The organism is Bacillus sp. B25(2016b) (assembly GCF_001679765.1).
GTDB classification, from domain to species: Bacteria; Bacillota; Bacilli; order Bacillales; family Bacillaceae_G; genus Bacillus_A; species Bacillus_A thuringiensis_K.
On record NZ_CP016285.1, the window covers coordinates 1,555,003 to 1,570,310 of the forward strand.

Below are 15,308 nucleotides of genomic sequence, written 5' to 3' on the forward strand. Positions count from 1 at the left end.
GTGTCCATACGTTATGATTAAAGCGTTATATACAAGTATTACAGGGATGAATGCAACACAAAATGCATTAAGTGTAACTTCAAATAATATTGCCAATGCACAAACAGTAGGTTATAAAAAACAAAAAGCAATGTTTGATGATTTACTATATAACAATTCGATTGGTGCAAAAGGTGACGGTAAGTACGCAGGAACGAATCCGAAAAGTATTGGTAACGGTGTGAAAATGAGTGGTACTGTTACGGATTATAGTGATGGTACAATTACGTTAACAGGTGGAAAAACACAAGCAGCAATGGAAGGTAATGGTTTCTTCGTTGTAGGTGATTCAAAAGGCGGAAATATGGAATTTACTCGTAAAGGTACGTTTGGGATATCTTCAGATTACTATATTACGAATACTGAAGGTCAATACGTGTTTGCATACCCTGCAAATGAGGCAACTGGTGAAGTTGATTTATCTGGAATTCCAGGACCGTTGCAAATTCCAATGGGAACAGCAATTGGTGGTATTCGAACATCGAAAGGGACAATTAAAGGGAATATTCCAACTGGTGAAAAACAAATTACACAAGATTTACCTGTATATGATAATGCGGGGAATACATGGACAATGCGTGTAGAGTTTAAACAAACGAGTGAACATAACTATACATATAAAGTACAAATGCGCAATGACTCGAAAAAAGAAACAGAGTTTAAAGATGTTCCAGGTGCAGGTGGTAATATGACATTTGATGCTGTTGGAAATCCAAATCCGAAAGAGCAAGGAGCCAATATTCCATTTGATGGCGGCTCTATTAAATTAGACTTAAGTCATTTAACAAACCATCCAACAGATAAAACATTATCAGTAACAGACGTAGATGGTAGAGCAGCAGCGACGGTTAAAGATTGCTTCATTGCTGACGGTGGATACGTAATGGTAAAATATTCTGATGGAAGTATGAAATCTGCAGGTCAATTAGCTGTTGCAATGTTCCCGAACGAAGGCGGGCTAATGAAAACAGGTAATGGTAACTATACAGCAACGAATACAACAGGTATTTTAGCTCTTGGTACATCTGGTCAAAACGGTGCAGGTAAAGTACGCGGTGGTGCACAAGAAGGTGCTAACGTAGATTTATCTGTAGAATTCGTTGACTTAATGTTATACCAACGCGGATTCCAAGGAAATGCGAAAGTAATTAAAGTTTCAGATGAAGTATTAAATGAAGTTGTAAACTTAATTCGATAATATATCGCATGGAAAAAATGTAATGGAGTAGAAAGGGTTTTTTATTCGTATGACAAGACAAGAGCGAATTTTACAATTGCCTTTTTTCGAAAATAAACGTGAACTTGCCGAGCAAGTATTAAAAATAGAACGAGAAGAGCATGTATATTTACCAGATCAATTTGAAATTAAGCAAGTGCCTCCGTATTCATTTGGTGAAAAACAAGCAATCATTGGCCGTATCCATGAGTTTTATTTCATAAGTGTTGGTAGCGATACTGTTTGGAAGTATCAACTGTTTAAGGATGAGATGAAGTGTCGTGAGTTTTTTGTTATGTTGCCAAATATTACGGATCAGCAAATAGCGTTTTGGTTTAATAACATAGAGTTATTGAAAAGTTCTTAAAAAGATCTTTTTAGGGTTGACGAGAGGACCCAGCGTTGTTTTTGAGCGGTTAGTGCCTAATAGGGACTCGACTGATGTGTAAGGATAGAGGTATGGAGAGTTACTAGGGTAGTATAAGAAGAGGTAAGCAAAGTTTAGTGTGGATAAACAGTTATGGTCGAGAAGAGCTCCGAGTTGTAAGAATAGAGCTATGGAGGCGTACTGAGATAGTTGGAGATGAGATAATCATTTCATAGTAGACCAGTGCCTTCTGGATAGTATGTGACGATAGATTTTTATAAAAGGAGAGGTGAGGAGGATGGCGCAAAATAAGTATCGCGTTACATTCATTTCGCCGAGTGAGGTTGAGCAGCGGACTGTAATGGCGGCGAATAGTTTGCCAGATTTAATTCGTAAAGTAGAGAGTATTATCGCAGATCCAAACGGTTATTTTGTGAATGATAAAAAAAATAATTGTTATTTTAAAGTGATTAAAGAAAATGTTACGTTTATTCAATATGAGTTACTATTTTCGGATAAGGAAATTCATATTGAAAAATTAAAACATATAGCACCGGTAGTATTAAAACGATTATTCGAAGAAATAAATGACCCGGAATTATATGCACTTGCGCTACTTGATGTTGATATAGCAACGAAAGAATATGTGCTAGCAGAAATGAATTCTGAGCTGAGAATAAGAGTAGAGACGGAGCTTTCGAAAAAATGGGAAGCAATGCCGACGGAAATTGTAGGAGCACAAGAAGTGTTATTAGAGGCACTTGCTTCGTTTATACAAGATTAATTGTTTTTTAATAAAATGAATCGTTCGACTATCTATATTTTTTATATAGGTAGTTGACTTTTTCGCTTTTATAAAGCTTAATAATTAGATATACGGAATTAATGGAAGGGGAGCGACACCTTTATGTCACAAGCACAAAGTATTTTATTAGAAAGCGGAACAAATGAATTAGAGATTGTTACGTACACTGTTGGTGAAAACTTATTTAGTATTAATGTAATGAAAGTACGTGAAATCATTAATCCATTCCCTGTTACAACTGTGCCAGAATCTCATCATGCAGTTGAAGGTGTTGTTCAAGTACGTGGTGAAATTTTACCTGTTATTAACTTGGCAATGGCTCTTAATTTAAAGTCAACAAAGCCACTTGATCAAACGAAATTTATCATCTCAGAATTAAACCAAATGAAAGTTATTTTCCGCGTTGATGAAGTGCATCGTATTCAACGTATTTCGTGGGAACAAATTGATGAACCAGCTTCATTATCTATGGGACTAGAAGAAACGACATCTGGTATTGTAAAACTAGATGGAAAAATCATCTTACTATTAGATTATGAAAAAATTGTATGTGAAATTAGCGGCACTGGTTATGACAATAAATCAATTGCAGGGTTAGAACAAAAAACAGATCGAGCTGAAAAAGTAATTTATATTGCAGAAGATTCAGCAATGCTTCGCCAAATATTAGAAGAAACATTATCATCAGCTGGATATACGAAAATGAACTTCTTCAGCAATGGTGCAGAAGCGTTAGCGCAAATTGAAAAATTAGCGAAAGAGCAAGGCGAAAAAATGTTTGAACATATTCACTTGCTAATTACGGATATTGAAATGCCAAAAATGGATGGACATCATTTAACGAAAGTGGTTAAGGATAGTGAAGTAATGAATCGTTTACCAGTCATTATTTTCTCTTCATTAATTACAAATGAATTATTCCATAAAGGTGAAGCTGTAGGAGCAAATGCTCAAGTAAGTAAGCCAGATATTCAAGAGCTAATTGGTTTAGTTGATAAGTTAGTGTTGTAAGAAAAGTACTTTTTTAGCTGGAATAGAGGAACTAGCTATGTGTGGCAGCGGTCAGTGCCTAATAGAGACCCATGCGATGTAAGACCAGAGATATGGAGTGTTTTTTAGGTAAATGGGACGAGAGAGCCGCCGAGATAGCTTTAGAAGAAGTGAGACTTCGATTGAGGATTTGAAGACTGGGTTTATAACTCTATTCTGTTAGAGAGAGGAAGGAATTAGCCAATGCTACATATGGCTAATTCCTTTTTAGTATTCTATACTCTAAACTGGTAGAAAAATGAAAGGTTTCTTGGGTGTTTGTCGCTGTATGTGTGAATAATCTTTATTTAGAGATTTTTAATTTAAAAATATAAGTGAACTTATTTTTTTGATTACCTTAGTAACATTTCGTGGTAACGCAAATTTTTTCGGTGAAAAAACATTCAAAATACCATATAATATAATTAAATGTAATTAATATGCAATTTTGCATATTAATAAAAAACATTTTCCAAATTTTTATACTTTCTATACATTTTTGTATGTTTATTATTTGACAGATAATTTCGAACTGTTATAATATGGATATGTAAAAATTGCTATTTTCTTAAAAGACATGGGAGTCAGATGAGAATTGTGAAAGGATGAGGGGGAGTGGCACAGATTATGTATCACCACATAGCAATTAATGTATTAGGTCTTTTACAAAACATGTCAAATAATAAAATGAACGATATGCAACTAGAGGCGGAATTAAAAAAAATAGAAAAAGAATTCCAAGTAAAGTATGAAGAATTAGTTGATTTACATAATAGAATGGTATTATTCCAAATAGATATAGAAAAAAATGGCGGGATGCGAGCATATGAAAAATCAACAATTACATGGCTGAAGTCTGAACTAGAGCTACTGTATGAAGTGTATCAATTTTGTCAACGTCACGGTTTAAACATTTTAAATATTTCAAAATACGTAAGTAAAAATGAACTAAATCTTTTTCCTAAAACGGAAAGTCAATTGCAAAATACGTATTATAAATTGAAAAAACGTGAAATACCGTTTGAAAATATTGAAAAACAAAAACCGGGACGAAAGCGAAAATATATACCAGTAAAAGAGACAATCGTTGCAAGAAAACAAGAAAACGAGTACGAATTAAAAGAAGAAATCCAGCATAAAGAGGATGAAAAAAATCTTGTAACAGTTATATCTGGTATCGTTGATAACTTTGAAACAATTAATCAATGTAGTGAAAGGAAAGAAGACGAACTACATCAGTTTATGGAAGGTATTTATAAGCTTTCTAGCATGGCGGCAGGGCGTTCTAGAGAAGCAAAGAATACACGTAGCTTAGAAGGTGAATTGCAGTCGTTACAAATAGAAAATGAAAGGCTAAAACGAGAGAAAGAAGAGCTTGTACAAGATATTAAAGGTATGACGCAGCTTTTAATTCATTTCATTACAAGTTCTGATATCGATCAAATTCGTAAATTACCAACTTTCGTACAAGATTGTAAAATGGAATTACATAAACTCGGGCTATATAATGCACAAGACGGAAAAATGAAAATAATGGTTGACCGTAGCGGACAAGTTATGACGGTAACACAGTAATAAAATTTGGGTACAAAATAAAAGGGAGATACATAGTTTATATGTATTTCCCTTTTATTTTGTATGGAATCGTTCCAAAGAAGGAAGATGAATTTTTATGATTGTAGTAGTTTAGAGACTATTTGTGGAATTTGGTTCGCTTGTGAAACCATACTAGTTGCAACTTCAGTCAATAATTTGAACTTTAAAAAATCACTCATCTCCTGCGCCATGTCTGTATCTTCAATTAGAGATGCAGCATCTGTTAACGCCATACTTTGGCTATTTAAATTTTCAATATTAAACTGTAAACGATTTATCATAGAGCCAAGGTCGGCACGATGAAGTGACACACTTTGCAAAGCCTCTTCGATTTTACGAATTGTCGTTCTTGCTTCTTGTTCCGTTGAAATCTTGATGTCATGTTGTGTAGGGGAAGGGGGAATAGATTTTGATATATGTACCGTATGACCGATATCGTCTAATGTAACACGGCGGTTTTGACCGTCAAATACAGATAAATCATTAAACTCAGTCGTCTCGCCAATATAGCCAATTTGTTCTGTTAAAGACTGAAACTCTTTATTCAGCGAATGACGGTTTTTATTTGAATTTGTACCGTTTGAGGATTGAACGGCTAAATCACGCATACGCTGTAAAATATTTGTCACAGTTTGAAGGGCAGCTTCCGCCGTGCGAAGCATCGATATCGCATCTTCATTATTACGAATCGCCACACGCATACCACTTGCTCTCGCATGCATCCGAGTAACAATTGCAATATTAGCGGGATTATCCGAAGCGTTGTTCAACTTCTTACCAGTCGCCAAATGCTCCATTGCAACATTCATATGCTTCTCATTCTCATACAACGACTGCCTAGCATTCATACTCAAAACATTCGTACCAATACGCATAATAGACACTCCTTATAGATTGATATAATTAATATTCAAAAGCTAATAAACGGCTATGAAGAGAAAAAGAGACTTATTCTCACTTTATCTTTTTGTTTTCATACACGGAACGAGAATAAAATAGGCCCTGACCGCTACTAAATATGGCTAGAGCTTCTCTTTAAGTTAAAAAATCTTTCAATCTATCTATATAGAAAAAATAAACCTCTCCGCAAGCAGAGAGGTTTATTCAGGAAACTAACTCAAATGGCTTATTGTAATAATTTAGAAACCATTTGTGGAGTTTGGTTTGCTTGAGAAAGCATGCTGATTCCAGCTTCGTTCAAGATTTTGAACTTAGTCATTTCAGACATTTCTTTCGCCATGTCAGCGTCTTCGATTTGAGAAGCAGCTGAAGCCATAGAAGAAGATTGGCTCTTCAGGTTGTTTACGTTAAAGTCTAGACGGTTTAATGTAGCACCTAGAGTTGCACGGTTAGAAGCAATATTTTTTAATGCTGTATCGATAGATGCGATTGCACCAGAAGCATTAGCTTTAAGATCTGTAGTCTCAAGTTTTGTTAATGTAGCAAATTCTTTACCAAGTGCTTGTGCAGCAGCTTGTGCACCAGCATCATTTGCTTTATTGTAATCTTCAAGTTTCGTTTCAATTTTCTTTACATCGTCTGCAGACATGAATGGTTTAACCTTATCGAATTCTTTCATAGCAGCAGTTACATCTGCAGCAAATGCTGCTTTATCAGCACCTGTTTTTGCTCCAAGATCAGCAAATGCTTTTGTAGTTGCATCATATACTGTTTTTTCTACTTTTTCAGTTCCAATAGATAAAGTATCAAGTCCTAATTCTTTAGTAGAAACATTAGATAAGTTGATGTTAATTTGCTTACTTGTATCAGCATTATCTAATGTTTGAACTGCGATAGTTTTATTTGAACCATCTAATAATTTTTTATCATTGAACTCAGTGTTTGTAGAAATATAATCGATTTGTTCTTTTAATGCATCAAACTCTTTGTTTAATGCAGCTTGGTTTTCGTTAGTATTTGTACCATTTGCAGATTGGTTTGCAAGGTCACGCATACGAAGTAAGATGTTAGATACTGAGTTCATTGCTGAATCAGCAGTACGGATTAATGAAATACCGTCTTGTGTGTTGTTAGCTGCTACTCCTAATCCACTTTCACGAGCACGCATACGAGTTGCGATTGCAAGACCTGCTGCATCGTCAGAAGCGTTGTTGATACGTTTACCGCTTGATAAACGGTCCATAGCGTTGCTCATTTTAGCTTGGTTTTGGCGCATGTACTCTTGAGTACGCATGCTGTTAATGTTTGTATTAATTCTCATGTTAAGAAACCCCCATTTTTTTATATTGACTTTTCTGCAAATTGAAAAACGGTAATATGCGAAAAAATCAATTTCGAGATTTATTGTAATCCTTGCCACAACGGGTGTCAACTAAAAATTCGAATTAATAAATATAAAAAAATAACAGTTTAACAATATATTCATTTTTTTATTACATAATTATTAAAAGGATTATTGCAAACTTTAAAAAAAAACTCTAATATTAGATTATCTTTGTTTACCGAAAAGGTGATATTATGATAGTTGGAAATATAGTAAAAGAAGTGCTTGCATATAAGAAAGGGCAAATTCAGCAAAAGCTAAGTAGTCCACAAGCATTTGTTAGTAGTCGTTTTCAAGAAAAGTTGCAGAGTGAACCTGTGAAGGAGACGAAGGCTACTACGCAACCGGCAAAAGTAGAAGATATGAGTCAGCCGGTACAATCTACGAAAATAGAAACGGTTGTTAATAAGCGGGAACAATCTATTAATAAAGTAGATGAAGCAAGTAAGCCCGAAGAAAAGGGTGAAACGAAGAAAGCAGATGAAGTGCAAGTTGCGCAAAAAGAGTTTGAACGACGTTTCCCAGAAACGAAAAATGAGGCTGCTGATACGTGGGGATTAACGAAGAAGTATAATATTCAAAAAATACGTTATTCCAATGAAGGGAAGTATGAGGATATTATTGATCATGTAAGTCGTACATATGGAATTCCGAAAACGTTAATTCAAAAAATGATTGAAGTAGAGTCTAATTTTAATCCGAAAACGGTGTCACATGCAGGTGCGATGGGTCTTATGCAGCTTATGCCAGCGAATGTGAAGGAGATGGGTGTGAAGAATCCCTTTTCACCAGCTGAAAGTATTGAAGGTGGCGTGAAAGAGTTAAGCGGTTATTTAAAGAAAAATAACGGCGACTTAGTATTGGCACTTGCTTCTTATAATGCTGGTCCTGGCAATGTGAGAAAGTACGGAGGCGTACCGCCATTTAAAGAAACGCAAGGATATATTAAAAAAATATTAAATATCGACGTTTCAAAATAAGAAGTTTCATATATAGAGAGAACATGAAATTTTCGTGAACATGATATGGGAGTTGGCTAGATTTGAAATTACAAGATGATATTCCGTTAACAATTTATTTTGAAATCGGAAATACGAAAAAGAAAATTGAAGATCTGCTTCATATTACGAAAGGTACATTGTATCGTCTTGAAAATTCAACGAAAAATACGGTGCGTCTTATGCTTGAGAATGAAGAGATTGGAACCGGAAAGATTTTGACGAAGAATGGAAAGATGTACGTTGAAATCGTTGAATTGAAAAGGTAGGGAAGGGGATTGTCATGAGTGGCGAAAAATTAAGCCAAGAGCAAATTGATGCCCTGCTGAAGGCGGTAAATGAAGGCGAGGAAATGCCAGCTTTCGCACAAGAAGCAGGAAAGCAAGAGAAATTTCAAGAGTATGATTTTAATAGACCAGAGAAGTTCGGTGTTGAGCATTTACGTAGTTTGCAAGCGATTGCTTCTACGTTTGGAAAGCAGACGTCACAGACGTTATCAGCGCGTATGCGTATTCCAATTGAACTAGAACCTTCAACAGTTGAGCAAGTTCCATTTACGAGTGAATATGTGGAGAAAATGCCGAAAGATTATTATTTATATTGCGTAATTGATCTCGGTTTACCAGAGCTTGGAGAAATTGTTATTGAGATTGATTTAGCATTCGTTATTTATATTCATGAATGTTGGCTTGGCGGAGATAGTAAGCGTAACTTTACGATGCGCAGACCGTTAACAGCGTTTGAGTTTTTAACGCTTGATAATATATTCTTGCTTCTTTGTAAAAATTTAGAGCAATCATTTGAAAGTGTTGTTGCGATTGAACCGAAATTTGTAACGACGGAAACAGATCCGAATGCATTAAAGATTACGACAGCGAGCGATATCATTTCATTACTTAACGTAAATATGAAAACAGATTTTTGGAATACGACGGTGCGTATCGGAATTCCATTCTTATCTGTTGAAGAAATTATGGATAAGTTAACGTCTGAAAATATTGTCGAACATTCTTCAGACAAGCGTAAAAAGTATACGTCTGAAGTGGAAATGAAAGTAAATCAAGTGTACAAACCTGTTCACGTTGCAATTGGTGAGCAGAAAATGACAATGAGTGAGATTGAACAAATTGAAGAAGGCGATATTATTCCGCTTCATACGAAAGTTTCGGATGAATTACTTGGTTATGTAGATGGAAAGCATAAATTTAATTGTTTTATTGGAAAAGATGGAACGCGTAAGGCGCTCCTATTTAAAAGTTTTGTAGAGTAGGAGGATCCATATGAAGCATGAAGTATCTCCCGTGTCATTAATGGGATTAGAAGATTTTGCAGGAAAGCGAAATGAAGCAGGTAAAGCACATATCGATACTGTTTCAGATATTTCGATTGAACTTGGTGTAAAGCTTGGAAAGTCATCTATTACGCTTGGTGATGTAAAGCAGTTAAAAGTTGGCGATGTTCTTGAAGTAGAGAAAAACTTAGGACATAAAGTAGATGTGTATTTAAGTAATATGAAAGTCGGCATCGGTGAAGCAATCGTAATGGACGAGAAATTCGGTATTATCATTTCTGAAATTGAAGCTGATAAAAAACAAGCGGCGCTTATGAAAGCGCAAAGTCAAATGAAAGATAAAGAGTAGAGGAGGAGTCATATGTCGTATATGACGACCTTATTTCAAGTCGTTTTACTGTTTGGTGCGCTCGGTTACGGTGCATATTATATGACGAAAAAGACGCGCAAACAGCAGTTTTTTAAGCAGGGTGAAAATGGATATATTCAAGTAAAAGACGGCGTGTATTTAAATCATCAAACGAGTGCCTTTTTATTTGAAGTGGACGGAAAGCAAGTGTTCACTGTTATTAGTAATAACGGTGTGCAGTCTGTGCAATTAACCGGAACAGGAAATCAGTTTCAACAAGCACTAGAAGACGCGGTAAAGACTGAAACGAAAAAAGTAGAGGATCCATCATGAGAATAAAGAAACAGTTATCATTATTAGCCGTTATTTTCGTATTTTCTATCGTTTTTTCAATTGTTTTTGTAAATCCAGCGTATGCGGCCCCGAACGGTTTTATTAATTTCGAAAATGGAAAAGAGTTTACGAGTAATTCAAGTGTACAACTATTTGCGCTCGTTACCCTTTTATCATTATCTTCTTCTATCGTTCTATTATTTACACATTTTACTTATTTTATGATCGTTCTTGGGATTACACGTCAAGGACTTGGGGTAATGAATTTACCACCAAACCAAGTGCTTGTTGGACTTGCATTATTTTTATCACTCTTTACGATGCAGCCTGTACTCGGGCAACTGAAGAGCGATGTGTGGGATCCGATGACGAAAGAGAAAATAACAGTAAGTCAAGCTGCGGAAACGACAGCTCCTATTATGAAAGAATATATGTCAAAGCATACGTATAAGCATGATTTAAAAATGATGCTGAAAGTACGCGGAGAAGAGTTGCCGAAAGATTTGAAAGATCTTTCACTATTTACGCTCGTACCATCCTTTACGTTAACGCAAATTCAAAAAGGTTTACTAACAGGGATGTTCATTTATTTAGCGTTTGTATTTATAGATTTGATTATTAGTACACTTTTAATGTACCTCGGGATGATGATGGTACCGCCGATGATTTTAAGTTTACCGTTTAAAATACTCGTTTTCGTATATTTAGGTGGATATACAAAAATCGTCGACATTATGTTTAAAACGGTCGCCTGAAGCGTTTGATGCTATGTGATAGGAGTCATATAAATGAATACGTCACCAATTATAGATATTTTTCAAACCTTTTTTTATAAAGGGGTTATGATTTTAATGCCGGTTGCCGGCGTAAGTATGATTGTCGTTATTATCATCGCTGTCATTATGGCGATGATGCAAATTCAAGAGCAAACGCTGACGTTTTTACCGAAAATGGCGAGTATTGTCCTCGTTATTATCATTTTAGGTCCGTGGATGTTCCAAGAGTTAACGACGCTTATTTTAGATTTATTTGATAAAATCCCATCGCTATTGCGTTCGTACTAAGATAGGTGAACTGAAATGAATATGGAATTATGGGCGGCGACGTTTTTTGCGTTTTGCCGCATTACTTCATTTTTATATTTTTTACCGTTTTTCTCAGGACGATCTATTCCAGCTATGGCGAAGGTTACATTTGGGCTCGGTCTGTCGATTACAGTTGCCGATCAAGTTGATGTTTCTCATATAAAGACGGTTTGGGATGTAGCTGCTTATGCAGCGACGCAAATTGTCATTGGATTATCTCTTTCAAAAATTGTAGAAATGCTGTGGAACATTCCGAAAATGGCTGGACATATTTTAGACTTTGATATCGGTTTATCACAGGCGAGTTTGTTTGATGTGAATGCAGGATCACAGTCTACTTTACTTTCAACACTTTTTGATATGTTCTTCCTCATTATTTTTATTTCACTTGGCGGCATTAATTATTTCGTTGCCACGATTTTAAAGTCGTTTCAATATACAGAGGCGATTTCAAAATTGCTGACGACTAGTTTTTTAGATAGTCTACTCGCAACGCTATTATTTGCGATCACATCAGCGGTTGAAATTGCTCTTCCGCTTATGGGAAGTTTATTCATCATTAACTTTGTTCTAATTTTAATTGCAAAAAACGCTCCGCAATTAAACGTTTTTATGAATGCATACGTAATTAAAATTACGTGCGGTATTTTGTTTATTGCGATGAGTGTACCGATGCTCGGTTATGTGTTTAAAAATATGACGGATGTATTACTTGAAGAGTATACGAAACTATTTAACTTTTTCTTAACGAAGTAGGGGGACGCGCATGGCAAAGGATAATAAAACAGAAAAGGCCACCCCGCAGAAGCGTAAAAAATCGCGTGAAGAAGGGAATATTGCCCGGAGTAAAGATTTAAATAATTTATTTTCCATTCTCGTATTAGCAGTTGTCGTTTATTTCTTCGGAGATTGGCTAGGATATGAGATTGCGAATTCCGTAGCGGTGCTGTTTGATCAAATTGGAAAAAATACAGATTCAACCGAGTATTTTTATTTAATGGGGATTTTATTACTGAAAGTATCGGCTCCGATATTAATACTCGTATACGCTTTTCATTTATTCAATTATATGATTCAAGTCGGGTTCCTATTTTCTTCTAAAGTCATTAAACCGAAAACATCACGTATTAATCCGAAAAACTATTTCACGAGACTGTTTAGTCGTAAAAGTTTAGTAGATATTTTGAAATCACTGTTTTATATGGGATTAATCGGTTACGTCGCTTACGTTCTTTTTAAAAAGAATTTAGAGAAAATCGTGAGCATGATTGGATTTAACTGGACTGCGTCACTTACTGAAATTATTAGGCAAATTAAATTTATTTTCTTAGCAATTTTAATTATTTTAATCGTTCTTTCTATTATTGATTTCATTTATCAAAAATGGGAGTACGAGCAAGATATTAAGATGAAAAAAGAAGAAGTGAAACAAGAGCATAAAGATAATGAAGGGGACCCGCAAGTAAAAGGGAAACGAAAAAACTTTATGCATGCAATCTTGCAAGGAACAATTGCGAAGAAGATGGATGGCGCAACGTTTATTGTAAACAACCCGACTCATATTTCGGTCGTACTTCGTTACAATAAACACGTTGATGCAGCACCAATTGTCGTTGCAAAAGGGGAAGATGAGCTCGCGTTATATATACGAACGCTTGCCCGTGAACAAGAAATACCAATGGTGGAAAACCGTCCGCTTGCTCGTTCTTTATATTATCAAGTCGAGGAAGATGAGACGATTCCAGAAGATTTATATGTAGCTGTAATTGAAGTTATGCGCTATTTAATTCAGACGAATGAACTTGAAGTATAATAGCGCGTTTGGAGGAGATCTCTTTGTTTAAGATAGATTCTGCAAGAACCTATTTTTCTATCTTTTTAGCAGCGTCATTCGTAGTGGCGCTCTTAATTCCACTTCCACCATTTATACTTGATATTATTATCGTTTTTCTACTAAGTATGTCAGTGCTTATTTATATGCGAGCGACAAGTATTAACGAGTGGGATGAATTAAAGTCATTTCCAACGATGCTGTTATTAATCGGGATTTTCCGCGTATCGATTAACGTTTCGACGACGCGAGCGATTTTGACAGATGGAAATGCAGGTCATGTTATTGAAGAGTTCGGCCAGTTCGTAATTGGCGGAAACTTATTAATTGGTATCGTTATTTTTACAGTATTAATCATATTCCAGTTTATTGTTGCAAACGGTGCGTCTCGTACAGCTGAAGTTGCAGCTCGTTTTACACTTGATTCTTTACCAGGGAAACAAATGTCTATCGATGCTGATTTAAACCAGCGTATTATTTCAGAAAAAGATGCACAAGCAAAACGAAAAAAATTAAATATGGAAACAGAGTTTTACGGGGCGATGGATGGTGCCGGAAAGTTCATTAAAGGGGACGTTATTTTCGGGATTGTCATTTTATTCGTAAACATTATTTTCGGTTTAATTGTCGGAATGATGCAGCAAGGGATGAGCTTTGCGGATGCGGCTCTTCATTATACACAGTTAACTGTCGGTGACGGAATCGTAAACCAAATTGGATCGCTTATGCTTGCGATTTCAACTGGTATTATCGTAACGCGTGTATTTGACGGTTCACCGGATACAGTAACAGAAGGTATCTTTAAAGAGTTATTAGCGCATGAAGTCGTTGTATATGCGCTCGGTGGTTTATTTATCGCAATGGGTATTTTTACTCCGCTACCGTTTCTACCATTCGCACTCGTTGGCGGAACAATTATCTTCTTAGGAATTCGTAATAAAAATCGAATAAAGAAAGAAAAAGAAGACGAGCTTCAAAAAGAAATAGAAATGATCCAAGGCGAAGATGAGCAACTGCAACAAGTGGAAGATTCATTCGGAGTATTTACGGACAAATATCCAATTATAGTAGAACTCGGTTTAGATTTAGCAGCACTTGTAAAGCAGAAAATTAACGGGGAAACAGCCCGTGATAAAGTTGTTCTTATGAGGAAGTCAATTATTACTGACCTTGGTATTAATGTTCCTGGAATTAATTTTAAAGATAATACGAGCTTTAGACCACGCGGACGTTACATTATTCGAATTAAAGGTGCGAAGGCGGCTGAAGGTGTTTTAAAATCAGGTTATTTATTAGCATTGAAAACACCAAATGTAATGGCTGATTTAGATGCAGAGCCAGCGAAAGATCCAATTTTCGGTGAAGATGGATATTGGATTTTAGAGCATATGGTGCAAGATGCACAAATGAAAGGCTATCAAGTTTTAGAGCCACTTAGCATATTAATTACACATTTAGATGTTGTCGTTAGACGTAATCTTCACGAATTAATTCAGCGCCAACATGTAAAAGACTTAATTAACTCGCTTGAAAATGATAATGGCGTTCTATTAGAAGAGATTAAGAAAAAAGAAATTGATTTATCACTCGTTCAAAATGTTATTAAACAACTTCTAAAAGAAGGTATTTCTATTCGTGATTTACCAACAATTATTGAAGGTATTATTGACGGCAAAGAAATTTATCAAAACCACGTTGATGGTGTAACATCATTTGTTCGTGAATGTATTTCAAAAGTTATTTGTGAAAATGCGAAAAATCCGGACGGAAAAATATACGCAGCGCTCTTCTCTGATTCAATTGAGTTAGATGCGGATGTTGTGAATAATTCATATCAAGGTTACTTATTAAACTGGGATTTAGATTTAGAAACACGTGTCGTTGAGCAAGTGCAGCGCGTCTTTAAGCAAGCACGTTTAATGGGAAGAGAACCAGTGTTATTAACACGTAGAAAAGATTTTAGATTTGCGATTGTAAGACTGCTAGAACGTTATCAAGTGGAAGCACAAGTACTTTGTATTAGTGAATTAGCACCAGAAATTGTTGTGGATCAAATTGCCTATATTGAATAGTAGGGGGTGAAGT

The 15,308-nt window shown here is 35.6% G+C and carries 17 protein-coding genes; 15 read left to right on the plus strand and 2 right to left on the minus strand.

The window, feature by feature from the left end; genetic code table 11:
* Positions 1-13 precede the first annotated feature (13 nt).
* The 5 genes from BAQ53_RS08045 (at position 14) to BAQ53_RS08065 (ending at position 5,031) form a co-directional block, all read left to right on the plus strand.
* Complete coding sequence (locus tag BAQ53_RS08045; RefSeq protein ID WP_000588321.1) at positions 14-1,237, plus strand: flagellar hook protein FlgE; 1,224 nt, start codon at positions 14-16, stop codon at positions 1,235-1,237.
* Positions 1,238-1,286: 49 nt separating this feature from the next.
* Entirely contained in the window at positions 1,287-1,622 is a 336-nt protein-coding gene (locus BAQ53_RS08050) for a DUF3964 family protein (RefSeq protein ID WP_000198170.1), read from the plus strand.
* Between the two features lie 298 nt (positions 1,623-1,920).
* On the plus strand, positions 1,921-2,406 hold the full coding sequence (locus BAQ53_RS08055; RefSeq protein ID WP_000068298.1) for a hypothetical protein: 486 nt from the start codon (positions 1,921-1,923) through the stop codon (positions 2,404-2,406).
* Positions 2,407-2,529: 123 nt separating this feature from the next.
* Complete coding sequence (locus BAQ53_RS08060) at positions 2,530-3,438, plus strand: chemotaxis protein (protein ID WP_000075943.1); 909 nt, start codon at positions 2,530-2,532, stop codon at positions 3,436-3,438.
* Between the two features lie 645 nt (positions 3,439-4,083).
* Complete coding sequence (locus BAQ53_RS08065) at positions 4,084-5,031, plus strand: DNA-binding domain-containing protein (protein ID WP_208906939.1); 948 nt, start codon at positions 4,084-4,086, stop codon at positions 5,029-5,031.
* Positions 5,032-5,126: 95 nt separating this feature from the next.
* Here BAQ53_RS08065 and BAQ53_RS08070 read toward each other — a convergent pair whose 3' ends face one another.
* Together BAQ53_RS08070 and BAQ53_RS08075 are read right to left on the minus strand one after the other, a co-directional pair.
* Positions 5,127-5,927, minus strand: a complete 801-nt coding sequence (locus tag BAQ53_RS08070; RefSeq protein ID WP_208906683.1) for a flagellin N-terminal helical domain-containing protein — start codon at positions 5,925-5,927, stop codon at positions 5,127-5,129.
* A 251-nt stretch (positions 5,928-6,178) separates the two neighbouring features.
* Entirely contained in the window at positions 6,179-7,273 is a 1,095-nt protein-coding gene (locus BAQ53_RS08075) for a flagellin N-terminal helical domain-containing protein (RefSeq protein ID WP_078439636.1), read from the minus strand.
* Positions 7,274-7,530: 257 nt separating this feature from the next.
* Here BAQ53_RS08075 and BAQ53_RS08080 point away from each other — a divergent pair, with 257 nt between their 5' ends.
* The 10 genes from BAQ53_RS08080 (at position 7,531) to flhA (ending at position 15,295) form a co-directional block, all read left to right on the plus strand.
* Entirely contained in the window at positions 7,531-8,316 is a 786-nt protein-coding gene (locus BAQ53_RS08080) for a lytic transglycosylase domain-containing protein (RefSeq protein WP_208906684.1), read from the plus strand.
* A 62-nt stretch (positions 8,317-8,378) separates the two neighbouring features.
* The gene (locus BAQ53_RS08085) at positions 8,379-8,603 is read left to right on the plus strand and encodes a flagellar motor switch protein FliN (RefSeq protein ID WP_000775712.1); all 225 of its coding nucleotides are present in this window, start codon (positions 8,379-8,381) and stop codon (positions 8,601-8,603) included.
* Positions 8,604-8,617: 14 nt separating this feature from the next.
* Positions 8,618-9,604 (plus strand): flagellar motor switch protein FliM, encoded by a 987-nt coding sequence (gene fliM, locus BAQ53_RS08090; RefSeq protein WP_000012356.1) that lies wholly within the window; start codon positions 8,618-8,620, stop codon positions 9,602-9,604.
* Between the two features lie 10 nt (positions 9,605-9,614).
* Positions 9,615-9,974 carry a flagellar motor switch protein FliN gene (gene fliN, locus BAQ53_RS08095; protein WP_208906685.1) on the plus strand — a complete coding sequence of 120 codons (360 nt, stop codon included), beginning with the start codon at positions 9,615-9,617 and terminating at the stop codon, positions 9,972-9,974.
* Between the two features lie 12 nt (positions 9,975-9,986).
* On the plus strand, positions 9,987-10,307 hold the full coding sequence (locus BAQ53_RS08100; RefSeq protein ID WP_208906686.1) for a flagellar motor switch protein FliN: 321 nt from the start codon (positions 9,987-9,989) through the stop codon (positions 10,305-10,307).
* Entirely contained in the window at positions 10,304-11,062 is a 759-nt protein-coding gene (locus BAQ53_RS08105; RefSeq protein WP_001220587.1) for a flagellar type III secretion system pore protein FliP, read from the plus strand. The genes BAQ53_RS08100 and BAQ53_RS08105 overlap by 4 nt, the downstream gene beginning before the upstream one ends.
* 33 nt (positions 11,063-11,095) lie before the next feature.
* Positions 11,096-11,371, plus strand: a complete 276-nt coding sequence (locus BAQ53_RS08110; protein WP_001098085.1) for a flagellar biosynthetic protein FliQ — start codon at positions 11,096-11,098, stop codon at positions 11,369-11,371.
* A gap of 15 nt (positions 11,372-11,386) precedes the next feature.
* Positions 11,387-12,148, plus strand: coding sequence for a flagellar biosynthetic protein FliR (locus tag BAQ53_RS08115; protein WP_001055706.1), 762 nt, complete (start codon positions 11,387-11,389; stop codon positions 12,146-12,148).
* Between the two features lie 10 nt (positions 12,149-12,158).
* Positions 12,159-13,205 carry a flagellar type III secretion system protein FlhB gene (gene flhB, locus BAQ53_RS08120; RefSeq protein ID WP_208906687.1) on the plus strand — a complete coding sequence of 349 codons (1,047 nt, stop codon included), beginning with the start codon at positions 12,159-12,161 and terminating at the stop codon, positions 13,203-13,205.
* A 23-nt stretch (positions 13,206-13,228) separates the two neighbouring features.
* Entirely contained in the window at positions 13,229-15,295 is a 2,067-nt protein-coding gene (flhA, locus tag BAQ53_RS08125; protein WP_000472534.1) for a flagellar biosynthesis protein FlhA, read from the plus strand.
* Positions 15,296-15,308: the final 13 nt, after the last annotated feature.

Excerpts from the sequence above, each read along its gene's own strand:
- BAQ53_RS08045 (WP_000588321.1), top strand. The coding sequence starts at position 14 with ATGATTAAAGCGTTATATACAAGTATTACAGGGATGAATGCAACACAA.
- BAQ53_RS08050 (WP_000198170.1), top strand. The coding sequence starts at position 1,287 with ATGACAAGACAAGAGCGAATTTTACAATTGCCTTTTTTCGAAAATAAA.
- BAQ53_RS08055 (WP_000068298.1), top strand. The coding sequence starts at position 1,921 with ATGGCGCAAAATAAGTATCGCGTTACATTCATTTCGCCGAGTGAGGTT.
- BAQ53_RS08060 (WP_000075943.1), top strand. The coding sequence starts at position 2,530 with ATGTCACAAGCACAAAGTATTTTATTAGAAAGCGGAACAAATGAATTA.
- BAQ53_RS08065 (WP_208906939.1), top strand. The coding sequence starts at position 4,084 with ATGTATCACCACATAGCAATTAATGTATTAGGTCTTTTACAAAACATG.
- BAQ53_RS08070 (WP_208906683.1), bottom strand. The coding sequence starts at position 5,927 with ATGCGTATTGGTACGAATGTTTTGAGTATGAATGCTAGGCAGTCGTTG.
- BAQ53_RS08075 (WP_078439636.1), bottom strand. The coding sequence starts at position 7,273 with ATGAGAATTAATACAAACATTAACAGCATGCGTACTCAAGAGTACATG.
- BAQ53_RS08080 (WP_208906684.1), top strand. The coding sequence starts at position 7,531 with ATGATAGTTGGAAATATAGTAAAAGAAGTGCTTGCATATAAGAAAGGG.
- fliM (WP_000012356.1), top strand. The coding sequence starts at position 8,618 with ATGAGTGGCGAAAAATTAAGCCAAGAGCAAATTGATGCCCTGCTGAAG.
- fliN (WP_208906685.1), top strand. The coding sequence starts at position 9,615 with ATGAAGCATGAAGTATCTCCCGTGTCATTAATGGGATTAGAAGATTTT.
- BAQ53_RS08100 (WP_208906686.1), top strand. The coding sequence starts at position 9,987 with ATGTCGTATATGACGACCTTATTTCAAGTCGTTTTACTGTTTGGTGCG.
- BAQ53_RS08105 (WP_001220587.1), top strand. The coding sequence starts at position 10,304 with ATGAGAATAAAGAAACAGTTATCATTATTAGCCGTTATTTTCGTATTT.
- BAQ53_RS08110 (WP_001098085.1), top strand. The coding sequence starts at position 11,096 with ATGAATACGTCACCAATTATAGATATTTTTCAAACCTTTTTTTATAAA.
- BAQ53_RS08115 (WP_001055706.1), top strand. The coding sequence starts at position 11,387 with ATGAATATGGAATTATGGGCGGCGACGTTTTTTGCGTTTTGCCGCATT.
- flhB (WP_208906687.1), top strand. The coding sequence starts at position 12,159 with ATGGCAAAGGATAATAAAACAGAAAAGGCCACCCCGCAGAAGCGTAAA.